Here is a 24,375-nt window from a genome sequence, read left to right on the forward strand (position 1 = left end):
GATCAGAACATGTTGAGGGCAAGACGGGCATCGTCGCTCATGCGGCTCATGTCCCAGGGTGGATCCCAGACGATTTCGACCGTGGCCTGGGTAACACCCGGAACATGGGAGACAGCATCACGCACCATTTCCGGCAGTTCCTGCGCACTGGGACAGTTGGGCGCCGTCAGCGTCATCTCGATATGCACGCGGCCGTCATCATGCAGATCGATCGCGTAGATCAGGCCAAGCTCGTAGATGTTGACCGGGATTTCAGGGTCATACACCGTCGCGATGGCCGCGATGACCGCTTCCTGATCGGGCGCCGTCCCTGTTGCGGGGACAGCAGCTGTGTCTTCACTGGTTGTGATATCGGTCATGGCTTCACTCATGTGAGCATCATCCGGGCCCGTTCAAGGCCTTCGATCAGCGCATCGATCTCTTCAGTCGTGGTGTAGATGCCAAAGCTGGCGCGCGCCGTGGCATGAACGCCAAGACGACGCACCAGAGGTTCGGCACAATGCTGTCCGGCGCGGATGGCAATTCCAAGTTGATCGAGCAGGGTTGCCAGATCATGCGGATGCGCCCCGTCCATAATGAAGGAGATTACGCCCCCGCGCTCTTCCGGCTCGCCCAGAATGCGCAGACTATTGATCCCACGCATCTTTTCCAGAGCATAAGCGGTCAGCTCAGATTCATGGCGTGAAATGGCGTCATAGCCGATCTCTTCCACGAAGCGGACGGCCGCCCCAAGACCGATCGTCTCCAGAATGGCGGGCGTACCGGCCTCGAACTTGTGCGGAACATGCGCCCAGGTGGCACGCTCGAAGGACACGTTCTGGATCATGTCACCACCGCCCATGAAAGGCGGCATGATGTCCAGCAGCTCCATCTTTCCCCAGAGCGCCCCGATCCCCGTGGGACCGTAGAGCTTATGCCCGGTGAAGGTGAAGAAATCTGCTCCGATGGCCTGCACGTCGATCTTGCGATGAACCACCGACTGCGAACCGTCCAGCAGGATGCGCGCACCGTAAGCGTGGGCGATTTCCGTTAGTTTCCGGGCCGGTGTGATCGTTCCCAGCACATTGGACATGTGCGTGACTGCAACAAGCGCCACCTTGCCATCCGACAGGAGCGCTTCGTAAGCGTCCAGATCGATATCGCCGGTGTCATTGATGGGCGCGACCCGCAGCTCGATCCCAACACGATCCCGCAGCATGAGCCAGGGCACGATATTGGCGTGATGCTCAAGCTCGGAAATCAGAACTGCCTGCCCCGGCTTCAGCATGCTACCGAAACTGTGCGCCACGAGGTTGATGGCCTCGGTGCTGTTACGGGTGAAGACGATTTCCCGATGATCAGGCGCATTCAGAAGACGGGCCACGTCATGACGGGCCCGTTCATAGGCTTCCGTCGTGCGTTCGCTCATCCAGTGCAGGCCACGATGGATATTGGCATACTGGTGATACGCCGCATCCCGCATGGCCTCGATCACGACATCCGGCTTCTGGGATGAAGCCGCGCTGTCGAGAAAGACCAGAGGCCGACCATGAACGGTTTCGTTCAGGATCGGGAAATGGGCGCGGATTTCCGACATATCCATCCCGGTACGGCTGTCAGCGACGGTCATGATGTCATGCTCCGCAACAGCAGATCACGCAGACCTTCATCGGCAACGAGATCCAGCGCGTCGATCAGAAAGGCACGAACCAGAATGTCACGCGCCTCTGCTTCCGGAATACCGCGGGAGCGCAGATAGAAAAGCTGCTCGTCATCAAGCGCGCCAACAGTGGCTCCATGGCTGCACTTGACGTCGTCCGCGTAGATTTCAAGCTCGGGCTTGCTGTTGATCTGCGCCCGTTCGGACAGCAGCAGCGCCTGATTCATCTGGTAGCCATCGGTTTTCTGGGCCACGCGATCAACGAGGATTTTGCCTTGGAAAACACCCTGCCCCGCTTCGGACAGGACCGTCTTGACGGTCTGACGCGAGCTGCCATCGGGAGCGGCATGATGGATCATGGATGTCAGGTCGTTCAGACGCTGACCGTCGACGATCTGCACACCATTCACATGCGCCATGGCGTGAGGTGCGCCCAGTGTCACGACAGCTTCGTGACGCGCAAGGCTACTGCCCTGGTTCAGGGTAAAGCTGTCATATTCGCCCTTCTCCGCCACATCGGCCGAGACAATGGCGAGATGCGTGCCGGTCAGGCTCTCACGCTGTACCTTGACGTGACGCAGGGTCGCTCCCTTGCCCACGACGATGTCAAAGCGGGGATTGGCGATATAACGCCCCTCACCTGCGCTGACATCGTACAGTGTCAGGGACGCGCCGTCTTCCAGCACGATGCGGTGCTGAAGATGCGTCGAAACATCCTGCCCATCGGAGAGGCTGACAAGCGTCAGAAGACCGGCATCCGTTCCGGCGGGAACACGAATGTCGAGACCTCTTTCGCCAAGCGCCGTATTCAGCGTCGCGGAAAACACTCCCTTGAGTGTAGAGACATTTTCCGAAGCCTGCCGGACGGCTTCCGGCAGAGCCGACAACGCGTCCAGCAGCTCGCCATTGCCATAGACCACGCGGGCGCCCGTTTCAGGCAGAACCAGACGCTCCAGCAGCGCAGTGGCGGTTTCGGTCGTCAGGGGCGCAGCCTTCTGCCACGCCGTATCCGCGATCGAACGCAGCGGCGTATAACGCCAGGCTTCGACGCGGCGCGTCGGCAGGCCCGTTTCAGCCAGAGCCGCACCGTGCCCGGCGGCACGCGCAACGAACGCCTCCAGAGCCGGAGCAGCGTTCTGCGTCACGGTTGGGGCTCCGCTCACGCTGCCGCCTCGAGGAACTGGGTATAGCCCTGCTTCTCAAGCGTCTTGGCGATGTCGGGGCCTCCGCTGTGAATGATGCGGCCATGCGCCATGACATGCACGCGATCCGGCACGATGTAATCGAGCAGGCGCTGGTGATGGGTGATGACCAGAGCAGAGAAATCCGGGCTGCGCAGGGAGTTCACGCCTTCAGCGACAATACGCAGGGCGTCGATGTCCAGACCGCTGTCCGTCTCGTCAAGAATGGCGAAAGACGGCTGGAGCAGACGCATCTGGAGCACTTCGTTGCGCTTCTTCTCACCGCCCGAAAAGCCGACATTGACCGCACGCTTGAGCATGTCATCGGACATGGACAGGTGCTTGGTCTCGGCACGGACAGCCTTGAGGAAGGCCACGGCATCCAGCTCCGCTTCACCACGCGCCCGGCGAACGGCGTTGACGGCCGTGCGCAGGAAGTTCGCGTTGTTCACACCCGGCAGTTCAACCGGGGACTGGAACGCCAGGAACAGGCCCAGAGCAGCGCGCTCTTCAGGTTCAAGAGCCAGAAGATCCTGCCCCTTGAACGTAGCCGATCCACCTGTAACTTCGTAGTCATCACGACCGGCGAGCACATAGGACAGCGTGGATTTACCCGAACCGTTCGGGCCCATGATGGCATGGACTTCACCCTTGGGGACTTCGAGATCGAGCCCCTTGAGGATATCCTTGGGGGTACCGTCGGCGTCGATGCGGGCCTGGAGACCCTGAATTTTCAGAAAATCGCTCATATTAACCCACACTTCCTTCGAGGCTGATCTGCAGAAGCTTCTGCGCCTCGACCGCGAATTCCATCGGGAGCTCTTTGAGCACCTCGCGGCAGAAACCATTGACGATCAGACCGACTGCATCTTCTTCCGACAGGCCGCGCGAACGGCAGTAGAAGAGCTGGTCTTCGGAGATTTTGGACGTGGTCGCTTCATGCTCCACGCGCGCCGTCATGTTACGGCTTTCGATATAGGGCACCGTATGCGCGCCGCACTGGTCGCCAATCAGGAGGCTGTCACACTGCGTGAAATTGCGTGCGTTCCGCGCCTTCGGCTGCATGCGGACCAGACCGCGATAGGTGCTGTCAGAGTGCCCGGCGGAAATGGTCTTGGCGATGATCGTCGAACGCGTATTCGGCGCCAGATGGATCATCTTCGTGCCCGTATCGGCCTGCTGGTGATTATTGGTCACCGCAACCGAATAGAACTCGCCAACCGAGCCTTCGCCAGCAAGAACGCAGGACGGATATTTCCATGTGATGGCAGATCCGGTTTCGACCTGCGTCCAGGAAATCTTGGAGCGCGCGCCACGGCAGATGCCACGCTTGGTGACGAAGTTGTAGATGCCGCCACGGCCTTCATCATCGCCCGGATACCAGTTCTGGACGGTGGAATACTTGATTGAGGCGTCTTCCATCGCGATCAGCTCGACCACTGCCGCATGAAGCTGGTTTTCGTCACGCTGTGGTGCCGTGCAGCCTTCCAGATAGGAGACGGTGGCACGGTCTTCCGCGATGATGAGCGTACGCTCGAACTGTCCCGTATTGCGCGCATTGATGCGGAAATAGGTGGACAGTTCCATCGGGCAGCGCACACCTTCAGGGATGTAGACGAACGAGCCATCGGTAAAGACAGCCGAATTCAGCGCCGCGAAGAAATTGTCTCCGGCCGGGACGACAGTGCCCAGATATTTCCGGACCAGTTCGGGATATTCACGAATGGCGTCGGAAATCGGGCAGAAGATCACACCGGCTTCGGCAAGCGTCTTGCGGAAGGTCGTTGCAACGGACACGCTGTCGAAAACGGCATCCACGGCGACAGGCAGACGCTCCTCGGCACCTTCGACACCCGCAAGCAAAGCCTGCTCATGCAGGGGAATACCCAGCTTGGCATAGGTTTTGAGCAGCTCGGGATCGACTTCCTCGAGGCTCTTGGGGCCGGGCTTCTTCTTGGGCTGTGCGAAGTAATGCGCGTCCTGGTAGTCGATCGGCGGGTGATGGATATGGGCCCAGGTTGGCTCTTCCATTTCCAGCCAGGCACGGAAGGCCTTCAGACGCCAGTCCAGCATCCACTGCGGCTCACCCTTGCGCTCGGAGATCAGGCGCACCGTCTCTTCGTTGAGGCCCTTGGGCGCGATATCCATCTCGATATCGGTCTCGAAACCCCATTCGTAGCTGGATTTCGCGAGTTTTCCGACTGTCTCGCGGGTTTCCGTCACGGCTGGCATGGTATGTTGTCCTTAACTGACCGCGTCGGTCACAGAGGAGGTCTCCGCTCCAACGGGGGCGACAGGTGCAGTTGCGGGACCACGCTTTGGCAGGCGCTCCGCGCGACGGCCCATATCCGCCAGTGTGATGCTGTTGAGTGTATTGAGAATGGCATCGTTCACGACATCCCACTGACCGGAGAGACCGCACAGGGAACTGTGCTCGCACTCGCGACCGTCACAGCAGGCTGTGATGGCAATCGGTCCGTCCACCGCGGCGATAACGGCCGCAACGGTGACTTTTTCAAGCTCACCGGACAGACGGTATCCGCCTCTTGCACCACGATGGGAAAGCACCAGTCCGCTGGAGGCCAGACCCTTGAGAAGCTTGGCGACGGTAGGTTCGGGGACGCCGGTTTCCACCGCAAGAGCTGCTGCTGTTGCCAGTCCTTCGTGACGACCGAGATGGACCAGAAGGACAGTGGCGTAATCGGCCAGTTTTGACAGCCTCAGCATCGCTTGCACACTCACATCTTGTTCTAATTCAAGACTTGCTAAGTCCTGATTTGTTCCAAATGGCCCATACCGGAGCAAAGGTCAAGACTTCTGTGCCCGACCTGCTCCAGACATGGAATGTTACACACCAAAAAACAGTCGGGAAACGCCGTCGAGCGCCGCTCCGGCAAGAAATCCGACGACTGTGCCATTTATGCGGATATAGGCGAGGTCACGCCCGACACGCGACTCCAGCCGGTTAGCAAGGTCAGTTCCGTCCCACCCCGCCATGACGGCCGCGATGAAGCCCGACAGCTTCTCGCGCAGACCCGGGAGGATCCGCTGAACGGTGCTTTCAACGGCCTGATTGACCTTCAGACGCAGGGACGCATTGGAACGCAGGGCACTGGCAAGCTGGACGATGGCAGCATCAATGACGGTGGCACTCCAGCCATCCTCGCGTCCGCTGTCCTCCTCCACCATGCGACGCAGACGGTCCCACAGCTCCGAACTCCAGCCCTTGAGACTGGTATGGGTCAGGACAGACGTGATCGTATCGGCCATGGCCTTGCGACGCGCAGGATCATTTTCGATGCGATCGATCTCGCCACGGACCCAGGTGGTAAACCCATGTCGCAGATCCGAGTCCATTGGATCGACCCGCTCGAACTCGGCATGGAGCGCCATGAGAACACGACTTGCGACCGAGCCGCCGATGGCCCAGCCCAGAAAACGCCCGCCCTGCTCGCGAACGCGCTCTTCCACGAAATGACGCAGATCCGACTCCCGGGAGGTCACGGTCGTTTTGATGCGCTCAAGCAGGAAGGACAGGACTTCCTGATGCATCTCGCTGTCCACCATGGCGCGCATGCCACGCGAGACCAGTGGCGCCATTTCCTCACCGTTCAGCAGGACCGGCAGAGCGCGGGACAGGGCGGCCTTGGCGCGTCCGTCTTCCATGCGATCAAACATCAGGGGAATGGCAGAACGCATGCTGGTGACAAGCGTTTGGCGCGTTGCCGGCTCACTCAGCATGTCGGCAATCAGCCCGGAAAGGTCGATTTTCGACAGAGCCCGTCGCACGTCCTCTTCGGTAAAGAACTGGCCCGAAATAAAGCGGCCCAGCGCCTGCCCGAGGCGTTCCTTCTGGCGCGGCAGAATGGCGGTATGGGGAATGGGAAGGCCCATCGGGTGGCGAAACAGCGCCGTGACAGCGAACCAGTCAGCCAGACCGCCGACAACCCCCGCCCTTGAACCCGCACGCAGCAGACCGAAAGCGAGACTGCCATCACCGATATGACGCGCCGCCGCCAGGGTGGTCCCGGCAGCAAGCACGCCCATACCTACCAGCAGGCCGCCCGCCATGAATCGGGGTGACAGACCTGCAAGGCCGGATTTTCGGGAAACGGGAGGAGACATGTCCGCGTGCATGAGCGCACCGATAGCATTATCCTGACGGGCTGTCGCGTCCAGAGCGCGGTTGCACTCGATGGCTGGGCGTGAAAAGTATTGCAGCCCGTTTTCGTTCCATTTTTCTTTTTTCCGCAGAAGCGAGACTGCTCCCGATGTCTGACTGCGCCTCCCGGCTCGATCCGTCCCTCCATGACCGTATTGACGCCATGACGTCACGGCTTCTCCATGAGCGCGATGGCCTCGCAGACCTGATTGCATCCATCGGACAGGGCCTCTCTGCCGATGACGGGAGCGAAGACAGGACGCAGCTGACCGAGATCGAGAATGTCGTCCGCGCCCTGCGTGACGAACACTTCGTGGAGCGGGCCGCGCATCTGCGCTCTTATGTCGGGCTTGATACGGCCGATCCGCAGAGCCGTCTGGAAGCCGTAGCAAAGCGCCTTGTCGAGCAGGCCCCGGATGCGACCTCCCTGACCGTCCCCAAAATTGCGGCGGTTTTTACGGCTCATCCGACCTTCGCGCTCGCCGATGGCGTCTACGATATCCTCACACATCGTGCCGAAAATCCGGAACTGCCGGTGCCGTGCCTGAAGACGCATCGCCGTCCCGCGCCGCCAACACTGGCGCAGGAGCAGGCTCTGGCGCTGGCAGCCATCCTGCGGGGACGGGACGCTCTGGATGATCTGACGCAAGCGCTGCTCCGCGAAATGGCCGAGCGCTGGTCTGGCGAAGCCGGTCAGATCGATCCCTCCCCTGTCATTCTGGCAAGCTGGGTCGGGTTCGATACTGACGGGCGCAATGACATCGGCTGGTGGGATACGCTGCGCATCCGGCTTGAGCTGAAATTCTCGCAGCTCCACCGTCTGACGGACGGGCTGGAGCGGCTGGGATTGCAGGACAGCGCACTCGCCATGCGCGCACGCCGGGCGATCGAGGCGGTCAAGACGCAGCATGCTGCCTGCCCGACCGGCAAGGATGCGGCTCCGGAAATCATCAAGGATTTTGCGCAGACGCTGATTGCCTTCCGCGAGAAGGCCTTGCTTGATGCCTCCGAGCTTCTACCGCTGTTTCAGGACGCATCGGTCGGGCTGGATGATGAGGCCAAAATGCAACTGCGGACCATCCGTGCCGGGTTCATGAACCACGGCCTCGGGATTGCGCGCATTCATACACGACTGAATGCCGCACAGATCTACAACGTTGCCCGCACCCGGCTGGGCCTGATCGATGACCCGGCCCTGCCCTCGCGTCGGCGCGTTCTGCTGGCCAAGATCGACGAAGCACTGTCAAACCTGCAGCCGCGGGCTGTGGATTTCGGCTCCCTGCTGGTCGAGCCCGCCTCTGCCGCACGGCTGATGATGACAATGGCGCAGATCCTCAAGCACATCGACACGGGATCCCCCATCCGCTTCCTCATTGCCGAGACCGAAAGCGGCTATACGCTGCTGGCCACCCTTTGGCTGGCACGTCTGTTCGGGATCAAGGACCATCAGATCGAGATATCGCCGCTTTTCGAGACCGAAAGCGCGCTCGAAAATGGCGAGACCATCCTTGAAGAAGCCTTCCGCTCCAGCCACTGGCGGGACTACCTGCGGGCGAACGGGCGCCTGTCGCTTCAGTTCGGCTATTCCGATTCGGGCCGTTATGTCGGGCAGCTCGCAGCAACCAATCTGGTCGAGCGCCTGCGGATGCGGACCCTGTCCCTGCTGGCGGAGCATGACCTTGAGGACGTTTCCCTGACGCTGTTCGATACGCATGGCGAGAGCATCGGACGGGGTGCGCATCCGTTCAGCCTGCGCCAGCGTCTGGACTATTTCTCCCCGACCCGCACGCGCCTTGCCATGCGGGAAGCCGGGATTGGCTGCCGCGTCGAGACGGCCTTTCAGGGCGGTGACGGCTACACGCTGTTCGGTACCAAGGCGCTTGCGGCTTCCACGATCGCAACTCTGGCGGAACACACAGCCGAAATCCCGCAGGACACACAGGACCCCGTCTATGAGCGGCCTGACTTCGCGTCGGATTTCTTCTCCACCATCGCACTCGACATGGGCGCGCTTGTGGATGATCCGGGTTATGCGGCACTGCTGAGTGCATTTGGCCCCGCCCTGATTGACAAGACGGGATCCCGCCCTTCTGCACGCCAGTCCGATGCCGCGACCGTCACACGCATCACGCATCCGGGTCAGCTCCGCGCCATTCCCAACAATGCAATCCTCCAGCAGCTCGGCTGGTGGGCAAATGTGTTGCACGGTCTTGGAAACGCGGCACAGCGGCATCCCGAGACATTCGAACATTTCGCCACGGACTCCTCGCGCTTCCGCGAAGCCATGGATTTCGCACGGCAGGCTCTGGCGCATTCCGATCTGGATGTCCTTCGGACCACCATTCATCAGCTTGATCCCGGCACCTGGCTGGATCGCGCGGCAAAAGCACAGAGCGACGAAGAGCGTCAGAGCCTGCTGTGCATTTCACACGGTCTGGAGCTGCTGCGCTTCTGGGCCAGTGGCCCGGCCATGTTCCGCCGCATCCAGACCGATCATATCGCTCTGCGCGCCGCGTGGCCGGACGCACCGCGTATGGACGCCCGCGAGAAGCTCCTTCACGCCATCCGCTTTGCCCTGATCGACAGATTGTGGGAACTTTCAACGCGCATCCCCTATTTCGGCCCCCGCAACAGCCTGACACGCGAAGCGATCACAAACCTGATCCTCTGCCTGGACGTGCCACGTGCACTGCACCTGCTGGAGGATCTGTTCCCGATCACGGCGCCGAGTGTCGCCAATCTCGACTTCGGAGAGCCGGGGGATGCTGCCGAGGCCGCAGGTTTCGCGCGTGAGCATGAAGAGATCTTCGAGCCTCTTTCGCGCTGTTTTGCCCTGCTGCGCGAGGTCGGCGTTGCCATCATGCATGCCAACCGGGCTTTCGGCTGAGGAATGATACGCGAACGGAACTCTTGTTCAGAAAGGCTGCGTGCGTTTAAAAAGCTCGCGTAACAAACCCTAACGAAAGTTCCTCTGCATGCTTCGCAAGGCCCTTCTTCTGGGTGCAGCCATGATGGCTGTGCCGGCTCTGGCCGCAGGTCCCGCAACACCGGCACCCAATGCTGACAGCGTGACGAACGGAACGGTAACGGTCAATGGTGCCACCATCCCCTACCGGGCAGTGGCAGGCACCATTCTGGTTCATGGCGCCGACTATAATGATTCCAGCGATGTGCTGGCGAAGCGTGGCACCAAGCTCGATGCCGGCAAGGATGACGACAGCAAGAATGCGCCGGTCGCCTCCATGTTTTACACCGCCTATTTCAAGGAAGGCGTTCCCGCCGAAAAGCGTCCGATTACCTTCCTTTATAACGGGGGTCCGGGCTCGGCCTCCGTCTGGGTTCACATGGGCACGTTCGGACCCCGCCGGGTAAACACGCCGGGCGATACCCATCTGCCGGCCGCCCCTTACGCGCTCATCAACAACCCGCAATCCCTGCTGGACGTCTCGGACGTCGTCTTCATCGACGCGCCGGGAACAGGCTTCTCGCGGATCGCGGGCAAGGATGCGGCAAAGGAATTTCTGGGCGTCGATGGTGACGGTGAGGCCTTCACGCACTTCATCTCGAAGTTTCTGGCCAAATATCACCGCTACAATTCGCCCAAATACCTGTTCGGCGAGAGCTATGGCACGATGCGCTCGGCCGTGGTCATCAATGACCTCGAGCAGGATGAGAATATCGATTTCAACGGCGTGATCCTGCTGTCGCAGATCCTGAACTACGACAACAGCGATGACAGCCCGCAGTTCAATGCAGGCGTTGACGATCCGTATGTGCTGGCCCTGCCGACCTACGCCGCAACGGCCTGGTATCATCACTGCCTGCCGGCCGAACATCCGGACCTGAAAGCCTTCCTGCATGAGGTCGAGCATTTCGCAATGACCGACTACACGCTGGCCCTGCGTCAGGGTGCGGATCTGCCGGACGATCAGCGTCAGGCCATTGCGGCAAAGCTGCATGACTACACAGGTCTGCCGGTTGATTACATTCTACGGGCAGATCTGCGCGTCAATGGCGGCGAATTCGATCAGCAGCTTCAGGCGAAGACCGGTATGGCCACGGGTCGTCTGGACACGCGCTACTCAAGCCCGACAATCGATCCGATGAGCCAGGAAGTGGATTATGATCCGCAATCCAGCGCCATCAGTTCGGCCTATGTCACGGTCTTCAACGACTACGTTCGCAACACACTCAAATACGGCACGGACGAAGATTATCGCCTCTATAACAGCCAGGGCCACTGGGACAGCCATCATCACCAGCCAGGCCACGGTTATCAGCCCAAGGGCGAGCCAAACGTCATGACGGATCTGGCCATGGCGATGAAGACCAACCCGAACCTGCATGTCATGCTCAATGCCGGCTATTACGATCTCGCGACGCCTTACTTTGAGGGCGTGTACGAGATGAAGCATCTGCCGATGCCGAACAGCCTGCAGAAAAACATCGAATATGCGCAGTACACATCCGGCCACATGGTCTATGTAGACCCGAACACGCTGCAGCAATTGCACGATAACGTCGCGGCTTTCATCCGCCGCACGGACAATCTGCACTGATCCATAGCGCGGTCAGAACAAACACCATGAAAGTCGGCGGTGGGGAAACCTTCCGCCGCCTTTTTTATTTCCGGCGTTACGCCCGGACTGGCCAGCCGATCCGGACAAGCACGTCGTCGGGTCCGTTAACCGCGAACTCATACATTCCCCAGGGCTTCAGGGACGGCCCTTCTTTCTCGATGATCTGATCTGCGAAAGCCTGCGCCAGGGCATCCACGTCCGGTCGGCGGAAATAAAGTCCGAACGGATTGCGCCCCGCTTCGACCCAGCCGGGAACCGCCTGTGTAAGATGAAGTTCCGCACCGTCCGGAGTTTGTAAAATCCGGTACTCCGACACACCACCATCAGGCGCAGAGAACCCCAACAGAGCAAAAAACTGTTCTGCCTGAAGAATATCGTTCACTGGCAGGATGGCAATGACCGCTGTCCGGGCTTCGAAGTCAGACATGACTGTCACCTTTGCATGAAAGAACGCACAAAAAACCCCGCCAGATTGCTCTGGCGGGGTCTGATGTTTCACCGGGGTGAAGAAATCAGGCGGACTTTGCGATGATTTCTTCAGCCACGTTGCGCGGCACCGGATCGTAGTGGTGGAACTGCATGGTGAAGGATGCACGACCCTTCGTTGCAGAACGCAGGTGCGAGATATAGCCGAACATTTCCTTCAGCGGCACCTGTGCACGGATCATGACGGTCGAACCGGCAGTTTCCTGGCTCTGGATGATGCCACGGCGACGGTTAAGATCGCCCACGACGTCGCCGACGTGATCGTTCGGCGTCGTGATTTCCACGTCCATGATCGGCTCGAGGATCACCGGACCGGCGTTCTTCATGCCTTCACGGAAGCAGGCCTTGGCGGCGATTTCGAAGGCCAGAGCCGACGAGTCAACGTCATGGTACTTACCGTCGAGCAGCGTGAACTGGAAGTCCACGGTCGGGAAGCCGGCGAGAACACCCGTGGTGCTCTGCATGCGGATGCCCTTTTCGACGGCCGGGATGTATTCCTTCGGAACCGTACCGCCGACGACCTTGTTCGTGAAGATGATCTCATCCGGCTTGTCAGACGGAGCGAACTCGATCTTGACTTCAGCGAACTGACCCGAACCACCCGACTGCTTCTTGTGGGTGTAGGTCTCGACATGCGGCTTCGTGATCGTCTCACGATAGGCCACCTGCGGTGCACCGATGTTGGCATCGACGCCGTATTCACGACGCAGACGGTCAACGATGATGTCCAAGTGAAGCTCGCCCATGCCGGACAGGATGGTCTGACCCGTTTCCTGATCGGTCTTCAGATGCAGGGACGGATCTTCGGCCGTCAGCTTCTGCAGAGCCAGCGTCATCTTCTCGACGGCGTCCTTGGTCTTCGGCTCGACGGAGATGTCGATGACCGGGACCGGGAACTGCATGCGCTCCAGCACCACCGGATCGGAAGCATCGGCAAGCGTGTCACCCGTGACGGTGTCCTTGAGGCCCACGAATGCGGCGATGTCACCGGCACCAACAGACTTCACTTCCTGACGCTTGTCGGCATGCATCTGGAACATGCGGCCAACGCGTTCCTTGTGACCCTTCGTCGTGTTCAGGATGGTGTCACCGGAGTTCAGGACGCCACGATAGACGCGAACGAAGGTCAGCGTGCCGTACTTGTCGGAGATGATCTTGAACGCCAGGCCAGCGAACTTGCCATCCGGATCGACCGGAACGATCGGCAGGAAGTCTTCATCGACTTCTTCGTCTTCCGGCGGCGCAATACGGATGCCTTCGACTTCGTCAGGAGCCGGCAGGTAGTCGATGACGGCGTCGAGCAGGGGCTGGACACCCTTGTTCTTGAAGGCCGTACCGCACATGACGGGACGGAATTCACCGGAAATCGCACCCTTCTTGATGCACTTCTTGAGGGTTGCGACGTCGACGTCACCTTTCTCGAAGTACTCTTCCATGGCAGCGTCGTCGACGGCAAGAGCCGTGTCGAGCAGCGTCTGGCGGGCTTCCTCGGCCTTTTCCTTCAGGTCAGCCGGGATTTCTTCGTAGTGGAACTTGGCGCCGAGTTCGCCGCCTTCCCACACGATGGCGCGCATTTCGACCAGATCGACCACGCCAACGAAGTTTTCTTCGGCGCCGATCGGGAGCTGCAGCGGCACTGCAACGATGTCGAGCTTCTCCTTCAGCGTGCTGAAGGCGTAGTAGAAGTCCGCACCGGTACGGTCGAGCTTGTTGATGAAGATGATGCGCGGAACGTTGTAACGGTCAGCGAGGCGCCAGTTCGTTTCGGACTGCGGCTGCACGCCGGCCACGCCTTCGATCACGAAGATCGCGCCATCGAGCACGCGGAGCGAACGGTTGACTTCGATGTTGAAGTCGATGTGGCCCGGGGTGTCGATGATGTTGATGCGGTGGTCGTTCCACTCACACGTCACGGCTGCCGAGGTGATCGTGATGCCACGCTCACGCTCCTGCGCCATGTAGTCGGTCGTGGTGTTGCCTTCGTGGACCTCACCGATCTTGTGAGAGACACCCGTGTAATACAGGATACGCTCGGTCGTCGTGGTCTTACCGGCATCGATATGCGCGGTAATACCGATGTTGCGAATCTTCGAGAGAGCCGATTTGGCTTCCTGAACGCTTTCGGACACGGAGAACCTCCAAAATACAATGAAAGGTGTTTCAGCCTGAACCGAAACACCTCCGCTGCGGCCCTGTGAAAGGGCCGAACCTGATTTATCCCAGTGGCGGCTGAATGACGCAGACCGCCATGGTTTTCAAGAGCAATCTTGTGACCAAACCTAAAGTTCGGCAAAAATTCCTCAGGCGGTCTGGGCAGCCTTGCGTTCCTGAGCGCGCAGGATACGGCGCTTGATGACCTGGGCTTCCGTCGGGAGCTTGCGGTTCGGCGTACCCAGCAGGAACGAATCCAGCCCACCGTTGTGCTCGACCGTGCGGATACCGTTGGTGGACAGGCGCATGCGCACAGAAGCACCGAGAATATCGGAGATCAGCGTGGTCTCCTGCAGGTTCGGGAGAAAACGACGGCGGGACTTGTTATTGGCGTGGCTGACGTTGTTGCCCGTCAGCACGCCCTTGCCCGTGATCTGGCAACGGCGAGACATGGTGGTACTTTCCTCGATGCTGGATGACGCAGGACAGCGAGGTCCGGCGTGTTCCGTAAATCAGGCGCGGCTTATGACGTAAGGTTGGGGCCTTCGTCAACCCCTGACTACGCTTTCTCCGGCCTGTGCGGCCCACATTGCGGCATAATGGCCACCTGCGGACAGCAGTTCCATGTGGCTTCCCTGCTCCACCACGCGCCCCGCGTCAAGCACCACAATGCGATCAGCATCCTGAACGGTGGAGAGACGATGCGCCACGATGATCGTCGTGCGCGCCTGCGAAAGCACCGCCAGTTCTTTCTGGATGGCGACTTCCGTGCGGGTATCGAGCGCGCTTGTGGCTTCGTCCAGAAGCAGGATGCGCGGGTCTTTAAGAATAACGCGGGCGATGGCTACCCGCTGCTTCTCGCCACCGGAGAGCTTGAGTCCCCGCTCCCCCACAACAGTCTCGTAGCCGTCGGGTAATTCCCGAATGAAGGCATCGATCTGGGCGCTGCGAGCGGCTCTTTCAATATCCTCGGGTGACGCAGACAGATCACCATAGGCAATGTTTTCGCCGATGCTGGAATTGAAGAGCACCGTATCCTGCGGGACCGTACCGATGATGTTCTGGATGTCGGTCGGTGCAATGTCGCGCAGATCATGGCCGTCAATGCAGACCGCACCTTCCGTCGGATCATAGGCACGGGTCAGCAGGCGACCCAGAGTAGATTTACCCGAGCCCGTATGCCCGACGATGGCCAGAGAGGTTCCTGCGGGGACATTTATGGAAACGTCATGCAGGATCTGTCGGGCCGGGCTGTAGCCGAAGGAAACATGCCTGAACTCGACAGCTGCCGCACCCGCTTCCGACAGCTTGCCGGGAAGATGCACCGGCTGGGGGGCATGGGTGATTTCGGAGCGGACGGCGAGCAGTTCGAGATAGTTTTCCAGATCGACGCGCGCATTGCGCCAACCTGCACTCACATAGTTCAGGGCGCCTACGGATGAATAAAGGCCGCTCAGATAGCTGCCGATCAGGACGAACTGGGCCACGGCCAAACGATGCGCCACGATGTCATGGGCGGCCATCGCGAGAAGGGTTGTTGTCGTGGCGGCGATCAGGATGCCACGGCTGACTTGGGACAGGCTGACATAACGCTGGAGGCTGATCTCGGCCTGACGGAGGTCTCTACGCGCAGCATCATAACGGGCAATTTCATGCGGTTCGTTGGCGAAGCTGCGGACCGTCTCAAAGTTCAGGATGCTGTCCACAAGCTGGTGCTGGGCTTCATTGCTGGCACGGTTACGGGCGCGTCTCGCCGTCATCCGAAGGCGGGTGAACACGTAAGAGACGGCAGAATACAGTCCCAGCGCGACCAAAAGCAGGCAGACATAACGCCAGTCAAAGATCTTCAGAATGACCGTCAGCGTCATGATGAGTTCGATGACGTTGGGCAGGACGTTGAACAGCGCCAGGGACAGCAGCGTTCCGACAGCATCGGCACCACGGTCAAGCGTGCGGGTCAGCGAACCCGTCTGACGATCCAGATGGAAGCGGACGCTCAGATCATGCAGATGCCGCAGGCCGAGCACGGCGACACGGCGCTGGAGATCCGTTTCAACAGGTTTGACCAGAAGTTCCCGTAACGGGGTCGCCAGCCCGGAAATGATACGGATGACGGCATACTGGGCGATCAGCCAGACCGGAACGGCCAGAAGCGTTTCCGGACGCGACAGGCTGCTGACCATGCGGCTGAAGAGCCAGGGCGTGGCGACGGCCGTGCCGCTCTCGACCAGAAGAATGACGAGTGCAAAACCGATGCGTGTAGCGTCAGGCCAGAGCTTTTCGGGCCGGATCATGGGCCACAGAACCCGCAGGGAAAGAGCTTCGGAGGTCGAATCGGTTTTCTTGAACATGTGCAGACTATGGGAAGTGCAGGCGATGCTTTGCAAATGGCTGCCTGCATGCGACATATTGGACTGTGTCTGACAAATCCTTATCCCCTGTCCTCGAACCCTTTCTCCGCCATATCGCGGCCTGCAACAGCGCGGTCCTGCCAGGTGGTCGTCTCCCGTTTTTCTGTGGGACGGAGCAGATCGGCTGGATCAGCCCTTTAACAGCGCAGGCGCTTGAAACACTCGGCCTTCAGCAGGATCGGGGTTTCGGGGTAAAGACTGGTGCGGAGCTGTTCCCGCTCTCCCGGACGCTTTGCGAAATGGGACTTTATGCCTCCCATGACGAAGCTTTTGACGTTCGCAACGACAATGGCCTCGTGCTGGGACAGGTGGACCGCGGCGCCATTCCCGTTCTGGGGCTGGCGGCCGAAGGTGTGCATCTGAACGGACTGGTTGAACGCGCAGACGGACTTTTCCTGTGGGTAGCCCGCCGCAGCATGAGCAAGCGGCTGGACCCGGGAAAGCTGGACCATCTGGTGGCAGGCGGCATGAGCACGGGTCTCGATCCGCAGACGACGGTCGTCAAGGAAGCACAGGAAGAGGCTGGTATTCCGGCCGAACTGGCGGCAACGGCCCGGCCCGTCAGCCGGATCGAATATGCGCTGGAGCGTCCTGAAGGGCTGCGGCGCGATGTCCTGCACTGTTACGATCTGCTTTTACCGGAGAAGTTCGTGCCGGTCGCGGAAGACGGCGAAGTGGAAAGCTTTCACCTCATGCCAATTCAGGACGTCATGGCGCTGGTACGAGACACTGATTCATTCAAGTTCAACGTCAATCTTGTCCTGATCGACCTGTTCATTCGCCGGGGCCTGTTCGCACCTGCAGAGGCTGACATTCTTCGGAATTCCCTGGCAGGACAGCCTCGGTGAAAAAGGGACTGCCTTTGCTGGCTCTCACGGCTCCGCTGCTCGGCGGCTGCATCGTGCCGGTCAGTGTCACACCCAATCTGTGCCGAGAAATCCAGACCCATGACGGCATGCAGATCCGGCTGATGTTCGGCCTGACGCGGCCGGATGGCAGCATCGTAGATGGTGACGAGTGGCAGACTTTCGTGGACAGCGAGATCACACCACGCTTTCCGACAGGATTTACCGTCTTTGATGGTCAGGGACAGTGGTATGATGCAGCCGGGCATAGGGTAATCCATGAAACCTCCCGAATCGTCTGGATCGTGGCCCCCTCCTCGGACCGCAATCTTCAGCCTTATCTGAAAGCCATCCGCCAGGCCTATCAGAAGCGTTTCAGCCAGCAGGCCGTTGGACTGGCCATTCAGTCCGGCTGCTCTTCATTCGAAAGCGTTCCCGTGGAATAGTTCCCGTGTACGGAACAGCGTTTCTCAGGTTTCACATCTGTTTTCATCCGGACTTCTCTCGTCGGGACAGGTTTCCCTGCACAGGACGACAGTTCAGGCATGTTTTCATTCCGGAATTCTCATGACCGATCTTTCTCCGCCGCCTTCCCCTGACACCATCACGGTCGAGGCCTCAGACTCCACAGGCACCATCCAGCGGCGCGCACGGGGCTTTCTGGCCCTCTTCTTCGTGGCAATAGGCCTTTACACGCTCAAGGGCTTCCTGCCGGCTCTGCTGTGGGGCTGCGTGTTCGCCATTTCGATCTGGCCGCTTTATCGTCGGGCAGAGCTGCGTTTCGGCCGAAGCGACTGGCTTCCACTGGTCTTTACACTGGCCGTCGCACTGATCTTTCTGGTTCCGGTCTCGCTGGTGGGCGTCAAGGTTGCGGACGAAGCGCGGAGTGCGCTCGAATGGATTGATGACGTGCGGAACAACGGCATTCCGATGCCGGAATGGGTGCCGCATCTGCCGTTCCTGTCCGCTCAGGCCACCAACTGGTGGCAGAACCACATGACAAGCCCGCAACGCCTGTCCCATCTGCTCCATTCGGTGGATGTCGGACATGGCATGCAGATGACCAAACAGGTCGGATCGCAGCTTGCACGCCGCGGCACGCTGTTCGCATTCTCGCTCCTGACGCTGTTCTTCCTGCTGAAGGACGGGGACAGTGTCATCCGCAAGTGTCTTCTGGGGTCTCAGCGCCTGTTTGGTGAACAGGGCGAAAGTCTGGCCAAGCAAATGATTTCGTCCGTGCATGGCACGCTGGCCGGGCTTGTTCTGGTAGGGCTGGGCGAAGGTGCCATCATGGGCATCGTCTATATGGCTACAGGCGCGCCACAGCCCCTGCTGTTCGCAATGGTGACAGCCGTAGCCGCGATGATTCCGTTTCTCGCCTGGCCGACCGTCGGGCTTGTAGCCCTGCTTCTGCTGGCCAAGAGCAGCATGATCGGTGCGATTGTGGTAATGGCGATCGGATCAGTCGTGATTTTCATTGCGGATCATTTCATCCGCCCTGCCCTGATTGGTGGCAGCACGAAAATGCCGTTCCTCTGGGTTCTGCTGGGAATTCTGGGAGGCGCCGAGACCTGGGGTCTGCTGGGCCTGTTCCTCGGTCCGGCCATCATGGCCGCACTGCATCTGCTGTGGACCATCTGGACAGAGGTCAATCCGCGCAAAGGGATCTATGCACCGGATACAGGATCTTAAAGGAAGGGATTTTACCGCAGGACTGGTCGGGCAGGCGGGATTCGAACCCACGACCCCCAGTCCCCCAGACTGGTGCGCTACCAGGCTGCGCTACTGCCCGTCGTCCTGCGGTGGCGGTGGTTTAGCAGTGTCCCGCCGTCACCGCAATGGGGCATTGTGACTAGACGGGCAGAAGATTTCGCAAATTCTGCAGCTCTTCGAGAATTTCGCGAAGTTCCGAGCGCAGAAGACCGTTCTCGGCCTCGGTCTTTTCCAACGTACTGAAAAGCTGTTCGTTTTCATCACGCAGCGTCATCAGGAGCGCAGAATCGGGCGCTTCGGCTTCGGCTTCGGCTTCGGCTTCGGCTTCGGCTTCGGCTTCGGCTTCGGCTTCGGCTTCGGCTTCGGCTTCGGCTTCGGCTTCGGCTTCGGCTTCGGCTTCGGCTTCGGGGCTCTCATTTTCTGCCGTGATGTCAACTGTTTCCTTCACGGTGACGTCATGAGCCGATGCCGGAAGCTCCGGAAAAATGATATCATCGACAGGATCGGCAGCGGGAACGGCAGAAATGTCTTCGCTTTCCACAGCTACGACAACCGGCAACGCCTCTTCGGAAGGCACGCTGTGGTCTTCAACCGCGTCAACAATGACAACCGGAACGTGAGCCGGGGCTTCAGATTCGACTGCCGCTTCCGGCACCGTCTCGACAGCAGTTTCCGGAGAAGTTTTCTGACCTGCACGGGCCTTCTGGCTACGACGTTCACGCAGAACCCGCAGCACCCCCTGCCCTTTGTAGCCCTGCACATAAAGCAGGTCCGAAATCAGCCGCAGGGTCTCGATATGCTCGGGGCTGTAATAACGACGGCCACTTTCGCCACGGAACGGCTTTACGCCCGGATAGATCGTCTCCCAGGAACGCAGGCGATGCTGCGGGATATGCAGCTCGTCGGCGACTTCACTGATGGTCCGATAGGCTTCCGGAGCTTTTCTGACCTTCTCCGGTCCGGTTGAAAGCTCATCATTCGGCGAAACCATGACGGCATTGGTGGCGGAATTATCTGTCATGGGAAGAGGTCTCGGCCGCTGCGGCATTTTCGGAACCGTTCATGCGGTCCCTCAGCAGTTGGGAAGGTCTGAACACCAGCACGGCCCGTGGCAGGATAGGCACTTCTACGCCGGTCTTGGGATTGCGTCCGATGCGCTCCCCCTTCTGGCGGACGGAAAATGTCCCGAATCCACTGAGCTTCACGGATTCACCCGCTTCCAGCCTATCCGAGATTACGCCCAGAAGACTTTCGAGAATCATGGAGGAGTCGTGCCGGGAAAGACCGACACGGCTGTAGAGATGCTCAACAAGATTCGCGCGCGTGACTGTGCTCATGACACTTGCGTATCATGACGTTCAGAACAGTCAAAGGAATCAATCATTAACCTGCTCTCTGGCAAAGAGCAGACTTACATCCGGATCAGCGCGGAGCCCCAGGTCAGGCCGCCGCCAAGGGCTTCCATCAGCACAAGATCACCCTTCTGGATGCGCCCGTCGCGGACAGCTTCGTTCAGGGCCAGCGGAATCGAAGCGGCGGACGTGTTGGCATGACGATCCACGGTCACAACCACCCGATCCGACGGCAGCGCAAGTTTCTTGGCCATCCCGTCAATGATCCGCAGATTGGCCTGATGCGGCACCATCCACTGGATGTCCTGCCCGGTCAGACCATTGGCTTCCAGCGCTTCATCCACAGCCTGCGACAGCTTGACAACGGCGTGACGGAAAACCTCCCGTCCCTGCATGCGCAGATGCTGTGTCGTGGACGCGCAGCCTACGGCGCCATCCACGTAAAGGATGTCGCCCGTGCGACCATCCGAGTGCAGATGGGTGGAGAGAATGCCTTCGCCTACCGCGCCACCAGCTTCCAGCAGCACCGCACCCGCGCCGTCTCCGAAGAGAACGCAGGTGGCTCGGTCATTCCAGTCCAGCAGACGGGAGAAGACCTCACTCCCGATCACCAGAACCTTTTTGGCCTGACCGGACTGCACAAAAGCACGCGCCGTGGCCAGAGCATACACGAAGCCCGAGCAGGCTGCGCTGATATCGAACCCGAACCCTGTCGTCATGCCCAGCAGGGCCTGGACCTGCACGGCAACGGCTGGGAAAACCTGATCCGGCGTCGAGGTCGCAACCAGAACGGCATCCACGTCCGACGCGTCCACGCCGGCATACTCAAGAGCCTGCCGCGCAGCTTCCGCCGCCATACTGGCCGTCGTTTCGTCACCAGAAACGATATGCCGCTGGGTGATACCGGTGCGGGTCCTGATCCATTCGTCCGAAGTCTCGATACCATACTTGCTGGCAAGATCGTCATTAGAGATGACGTCGCGCGGCAGATAGCCCCCGACACCCGTCAGGCGGACACGAATGGGATCGGACATTTCTTTTCAGCTCACAGGTTCAGGGGCGGCCTTGGCGGATACAGGAGCAGCCGGCTCGACAACTCCCATCCCCAGCTGCTCCAGACGGTCGCGGATCTTGTCGTTCAGATGGTGTGTGACGGCGTCCATGGCAACATCAAGGGCCGCAGCAAAGCTTTCGCCATCCGCGCCGCCATGGGACTTCACGACGATGCCGTTCAGACCGACAAACAGCGCCCCGTTATAGCGCCGGGGATCGATCCATTCCCGCATCCGCTCAAGACCCGGCTTGACCAGAAGATAGCCCAGACGGGTCAGCAGATTGGTCTGGAACACACGCTTCAGAAGGCTGAAGGCCAGCTTGAGGGCACCTTCACCGGTTTTCAGGGCAACATTCCCCGTAAAACCATCCGTCACCACCACATCAGTTGTCCCGGCGGTGATGTCATGACCTTCCACAAAGCCGTGGAACTGGGGGGCCAGCGGGCTGGCACGCAACCGTTCAGACGCCTGACGCAGACGGTCATCGCCTTTCAGCTCTTCCGAACCGACATTGAGAAGACCAATCGTGGGAGACGGAAGACCAAGAGCCGCCTGTGCAAAGGCTTCGCCCATGATGGCGAACTCAACTAGGTTTCGGGCATCGCAGGCAATGTTCGCCCCGAGATCCAGCATCACGATATCACCGCGCGCGGAAGGCTCAACGGCCACCATGGCGGGACGGGAAATTCCCGGAAGGGCTTTGACGATGATCTTGGCCAGCGCCAGCATCGCTCCGCTGTTGCCCGCAGAAACGACACCACGGGCTTCACCGGCGGCGACAGCTTCCATGGCCATGCGCATGGACGATCCACGGACGCGCAGCGCCGAAGTCGGTTTCATGTCCATAGGGATACTTGCCGCAGAATGGCGGATATCACACAGACGGGCAGCTTTGGGATATTTTGCCAGAGCCGGCTTGAGAAGGGCTTCGTCTCCGATCAGGAGAATCCGGGCCTTCGGGTGCCGGTCGGCGGCCAGATCGAGTCCGGCAAGGACGATATCCGGGGCACTGTCACCGCCCATTGCATCGACGGCGAGGGCGTAAGGCCCGGAGGCCGCGATGTCACGTTCGGGCGTGACAGGCGCTTTGGTCATTGAGACAGTTTCCCGGACAGCATCACAGATGCGGGCCGCGCTATCTGGAAGCTACGGACCCGCAGGTAGGGATCAGGCGCGGACGGCGGTCTTCAGGCCCTTGCCGCTGTTTCCAGCAGCGACCACTTCGCGGCCGTCATAATGACCACAGTGGCTGCAAACGTGGTGCGGACGCTTCATTTCGCCGCAGTTCGAGCACTCTGCATGAGCTTCGACACCCAGGGCGTGGTGGCTGCGACGCATGCCACGACGGGACGGCGTAGTCTTTCTTTTAGGGACGGCCATGGCTTTTATGCCTCTTTCTGCTTCAGTGTCGGCACCCCTGCTCCGCTCCCCGCGGCATCCGGTGCCCTGTTGTTCGTCGTCTCGTAATTACGTCGAGTTCAGGCGGGGGGCTCTAGCAGAGCCAGGGGCAACCCGCAAGTCAGACGTGGGATTTTTATTCTTTCCTGCCCCCGTTTTTCAGCGCTGAAAGCGCCGAAAACGGATTGGGACGGCGCGGACCATCCGGCCCCTCGCCAGACAGCTGTGCCCCTTCTTCCCCTTCTGCAGGCGCCACGTCAACTGCATTTTCCAGACCGGCGCCGGGTTTGCGAGGATACGGGTCCAGCATCAGGGCCAGCTGTTCGGCCGCCGCCTCACCGATATCGACAGCCTTGCCATCATGCGGAACCTCGTCCGGCCCCTCCAGATCAATGGAATCGATGTCGAATTCGTCTTCCGGCATATCGGCTGCAGGAATGAATTTCAGGAAGAAGGTCTCGGCCAGCACATCGTCGAAAGGTTCGGACGTGATGACACAGACCTGCGTGACCCTGGCCGAAAGATGCCCCTCTGCAAGGACACTCCGGTTCTCGGACGGTGTCAGACGAAAGCGGCAGGTCAGAGCCTCAATTACGGGGATTCCGAAGCGTGCAGCCAGTGCCTTGCACTCGGCAGGCGAAGCCTCGATCGTCTCTTCCAGTCCCGATCCCAGCCGATTGAAAGGGATGCGTCGGGAAAATTCGGGTGAATGGGACATTCAGGCACTCCAGCCCCCGGAATATGGGGGAAATCGTTGACATGCAGGCGCCGTTCGGGCACGCGCTCATTTGAGCGGTTCTCTTGCACAGGATAGTTTCCGGATCCATGAATAACGCATCTTCCCCGACGCCCCAAAGCAGAACACGCCTTCTTCGCCGTTTCGCACAGGCCGGCGTGGCATGTGTTCCGCTGCTGCTCGGCGGATGCTCGTTCTTCTCCCCGATTCCCGAGCCGCGTGGCTCCCTGATCGAGAAGACGGATTACGCACAGCTTGTCCCCGGAACCAGCACCCGCTCTGATGTGCTCGATCTGCTCGGTTCGCCGACCGCGCACGCGACCTTTGACGACAATACATGGATCTACGTCTCCATGATCACGTCCCCGACGCCGCTGACCTTCCCCAGCGTGAAGAAGCAGCAGGTCGTGGTCCTGAACTTTGATAACGGTGGCGTCCTGCGCAAGATGGACACGCTGAGCAAGAAGAACGCGATGTATGTTGGCATGGTGGGTGCAAAGACCCCGACGCCGGGTACCAGCTCGTCCATCCTGCAGGAACTGTTGGGCAATGTCGGCCGCTACAACCCGATGAGCGGCATGAGCAGCCAGTTTGGTGGCAGCACCGGCCCGATGGGCGGTCAGGGCACCGGCAATGGTGGCGCCGGCAACTCGCTGCCCTAAGCTT

The 24,375-nt window shown here is 60.0% G+C and carries 23 protein-coding genes and 1 tRNA gene; 6 read left to right on the forward strand and 18 right to left on the reverse strand.

Annotation, left to right across the window (positions count from 1 at the left end; genetic code table 11):
* Window positions 1-2 precede the first annotated feature (2 nt).
* The 7 genes from HKD24_RS02235 to HKD24_RS02265 all read right to left on the reverse strand — a co-directional run bounded on the left by HKD24_RS02235 (window position 3) and on the right by HKD24_RS02265 (window position 6,945).
* Entirely contained in the window at window positions 3-359 is a 357-nt protein-coding gene (locus tag HKD24_RS02235; RefSeq protein WP_371857384.1) for an SUF system Fe-S cluster assembly protein, read from the reverse strand.
* An 8-nt stretch (window positions 360-367) separates the two neighbouring features.
* Window positions 368-1,609, reverse strand: a complete 1,242-nt coding sequence (locus HKD24_RS02240; RefSeq protein ID WP_322783264.1) for an aminotransferase class V-fold PLP-dependent enzyme — start codon at window positions 1,607-1,609, stop codon at window positions 368-370.
* The gene (gene sufD / locus HKD24_RS02245) at window positions 1,606-2,802 is read right to left on the reverse strand and encodes a Fe-S cluster assembly protein SufD (protein WP_322783265.1); all 1,197 of its coding nucleotides are present in this window, start codon (window positions 2,800-2,802) and stop codon (window positions 1,606-1,608) included. The genes HKD24_RS02240 and sufD overlap by 4 nt, the downstream gene beginning before the upstream one ends.
* A complete protein-coding gene (sufC, locus tag HKD24_RS02250; RefSeq protein WP_011251696.1) occupies window positions 2,799-3,569 on the reverse strand; it encodes a Fe-S cluster assembly ATPase SufC in 771 nt (256 codons plus the stop codon). Before sufC ends, sufD begins: the two co-directional genes overlap by 4 nt.
* A 1-nt stretch (window position 3,570) precedes the next feature.
* A complete protein-coding gene (sufB, locus tag HKD24_RS02255) occupies window positions 3,571-5,052 on the reverse strand; it encodes a Fe-S cluster assembly protein SufB (protein WP_194258827.1) in 1,482 nt (493 codons plus the stop codon).
* Window positions 5,053-5,064: 12 nt separating this feature from the next.
* Window positions 5,065-5,547 carry an SUF system Fe-S cluster assembly regulator gene (locus tag HKD24_RS02260; protein WP_194258828.1) on the reverse strand — a complete coding sequence of 161 codons (483 nt, stop codon included), beginning with the start codon at window positions 5,545-5,547 and terminating at the stop codon, window positions 5,065-5,067.
* A 120-nt stretch (window positions 5,548-5,667) separates the two neighbouring features.
* Complete coding sequence (locus tag HKD24_RS02265; protein WP_228124109.1) at window positions 5,668-6,945, reverse strand: DUF445 domain-containing protein; 1,278 nt, start codon at window positions 6,943-6,945, stop codon at window positions 5,668-5,670.
* A 146-nt stretch (window positions 6,946-7,091) separates the two neighbouring features.
* Between HKD24_RS02265 and HKD24_RS02270 the strand changes: the two genes are divergently transcribed.
* Window positions 7,092-9,869 (forward strand): phosphoenolpyruvate carboxylase, encoded by a 2,778-nt coding sequence (locus HKD24_RS02270; RefSeq protein WP_194258830.1) that lies wholly within the window; start codon window positions 7,092-7,094, stop codon window positions 9,867-9,869.
* A gap of 88 nt (window positions 9,870-9,957) precedes the next feature.
* On the forward strand, window positions 9,958-11,541 hold the full coding sequence (locus tag HKD24_RS02275; RefSeq protein ID WP_194258831.1) for a S10 family peptidase: 1,584 nt from the start codon (window positions 9,958-9,960) through the stop codon (window positions 11,539-11,541).
* A gap of 76 nt (window positions 11,542-11,617) precedes the next feature.
* Here the strand turns inward: HKD24_RS02275 and HKD24_RS02280 are convergent, their stop codons facing one another.
* The 4 genes from HKD24_RS02280 to HKD24_RS02295 all read right to left on the reverse strand — a co-directional run bounded on the left by HKD24_RS02280 (window position 11,618) and on the right by HKD24_RS02295 (window position 16,550).
* A complete protein-coding gene (locus tag HKD24_RS02280; protein WP_194258832.1) occupies window positions 11,618-11,989 on the reverse strand; it encodes a VOC family protein in 372 nt (123 codons plus the stop codon).
* An 85-nt stretch (window positions 11,990-12,074) separates the two neighbouring features.
* Window positions 12,075-14,177, reverse strand: coding sequence for an elongation factor G (gene fusA / locus HKD24_RS02285; RefSeq protein ID WP_194258833.1), 2,103 nt, complete (start codon window positions 14,175-14,177; stop codon window positions 12,075-12,077).
* 171 nt (window positions 14,178-14,348) lie between these two features.
* Window positions 14,349-14,651, reverse strand: coding sequence for a 50S ribosomal protein L28 (gene rpmB / locus HKD24_RS02290; RefSeq protein ID WP_062510124.1), 303 nt, complete (start codon window positions 14,649-14,651; stop codon window positions 14,349-14,351).
* 96 nt (window positions 14,652-14,747) lie between these two features.
* Entirely contained in the window at window positions 14,748-16,550 is a 1,803-nt protein-coding gene (locus tag HKD24_RS02295; protein ID WP_194258834.1) for an ABCB family ABC transporter ATP-binding protein/permease, read from the reverse strand.
* A gap of 65 nt (window positions 16,551-16,615) precedes the next feature.
* On the opposite strand from HKD24_RS02295, the gene HKD24_RS02300 reads away from it, so the two are divergent.
* From HKD24_RS02300 to HKD24_RS02310, 3 genes are all read left to right on the forward strand, one after another.
* Window positions 16,616-17,458 (forward strand): NUDIX hydrolase, encoded by an 843-nt coding sequence (locus HKD24_RS02300; RefSeq protein ID WP_322783266.1) that lies wholly within the window; start codon window positions 16,616-16,618, stop codon window positions 17,456-17,458.
* Window positions 17,455-17,901 (forward strand): DUF3574 domain-containing protein, encoded by a 447-nt coding sequence (locus HKD24_RS02305; protein WP_194258835.1) that lies wholly within the window; start codon window positions 17,455-17,457, stop codon window positions 17,899-17,901. The genes HKD24_RS02300 and HKD24_RS02305 overlap by 4 nt, the downstream gene beginning before the upstream one ends.
* A 121-nt stretch (window positions 17,902-18,022) precedes the next feature.
* Window positions 18,023-19,147, forward strand: a complete 1,125-nt coding sequence (locus tag HKD24_RS02310) for an AI-2E family transporter (protein ID WP_194258836.1) — start codon at window positions 18,023-18,025, stop codon at window positions 19,145-19,147.
* 23 nt (window positions 19,148-19,170) lie between these two features.
* Here the strand turns inward: HKD24_RS02310 and HKD24_RS02315 are convergent.
* From HKD24_RS02315 to HKD24_RS02345, 7 genes are all read right to left on the reverse strand, one after another.
* A tRNA-Pro gene (locus HKD24_RS02315) sits at window positions 19,171-19,247 on the reverse strand.
* A 60-nt stretch (window positions 19,248-19,307) separates the two neighbouring features.
* A complete protein-coding gene (locus tag HKD24_RS02320) occupies window positions 19,308-20,189 on the reverse strand; it encodes a MerR family transcriptional regulator (protein ID WP_194258837.1) in 882 nt (293 codons plus the stop codon).
* Window positions 20,179-20,505: an integration host factor subunit alpha gene (locus HKD24_RS02325; RefSeq protein WP_062510114.1), complete on the reverse strand. Its 327-nt coding sequence runs from the start codon at window positions 20,503-20,505 to the stop codon at window positions 20,179-20,181. The genes HKD24_RS02320 and HKD24_RS02325 overlap by 11 nt, the downstream gene beginning before the upstream one ends.
* 74 nt (window positions 20,506-20,579) lie before the next feature.
* Entirely contained in the window at window positions 20,580-21,554 is a 975-nt protein-coding gene (locus HKD24_RS02330; protein WP_194258838.1) for a beta-ketoacyl-ACP synthase III, read from the reverse strand.
* Between the two features lie 6 nt (window positions 21,555-21,560).
* Window positions 21,561-22,670: a phosphate acyltransferase PlsX gene (gene plsX / locus HKD24_RS02335; protein WP_194258839.1), complete on the reverse strand. Its 1,110-nt coding sequence runs from the start codon at window positions 22,668-22,670 to the stop codon at window positions 21,561-21,563.
* Window positions 22,671-22,742: 72 nt separating this feature from the next.
* Window positions 22,743-22,955, reverse strand: coding sequence for a 50S ribosomal protein L32 (gene rpmF / locus HKD24_RS02340; protein ID WP_062510111.1), 213 nt, complete (start codon window positions 22,953-22,955; stop codon window positions 22,743-22,745).
* 154 nt (window positions 22,956-23,109) lie between these two features.
* The gene (locus HKD24_RS02345; RefSeq protein WP_194258840.1) at window positions 23,110-23,691 is read right to left on the reverse strand and encodes a DUF177 domain-containing protein; all 582 of its coding nucleotides are present in this window, start codon (window positions 23,689-23,691) and stop codon (window positions 23,110-23,112) included.
* Window positions 23,692-23,798: 107 nt separating this feature from the next.
* Here HKD24_RS02345 and HKD24_RS02350 point away from each other — a divergent pair, with 107 nt between their 5' ends.
* Window positions 23,799-24,371, forward strand: coding sequence for an outer membrane protein assembly factor BamE (locus HKD24_RS02350; protein ID WP_062510109.1), 573 nt, complete (start codon window positions 23,799-23,801; stop codon window positions 24,369-24,371).
* Window positions 24,372-24,375 lie beyond the last annotated feature (4 nt).

It is taken from the genome of Gluconobacter vitians (assembly GCF_015244565.1).
In the GTDB taxonomy this organism is placed as follows: domain Bacteria; phylum Pseudomonadota; class Alphaproteobacteria; order Acetobacterales; family Acetobacteraceae; genus Gluconobacter; species Gluconobacter vitians.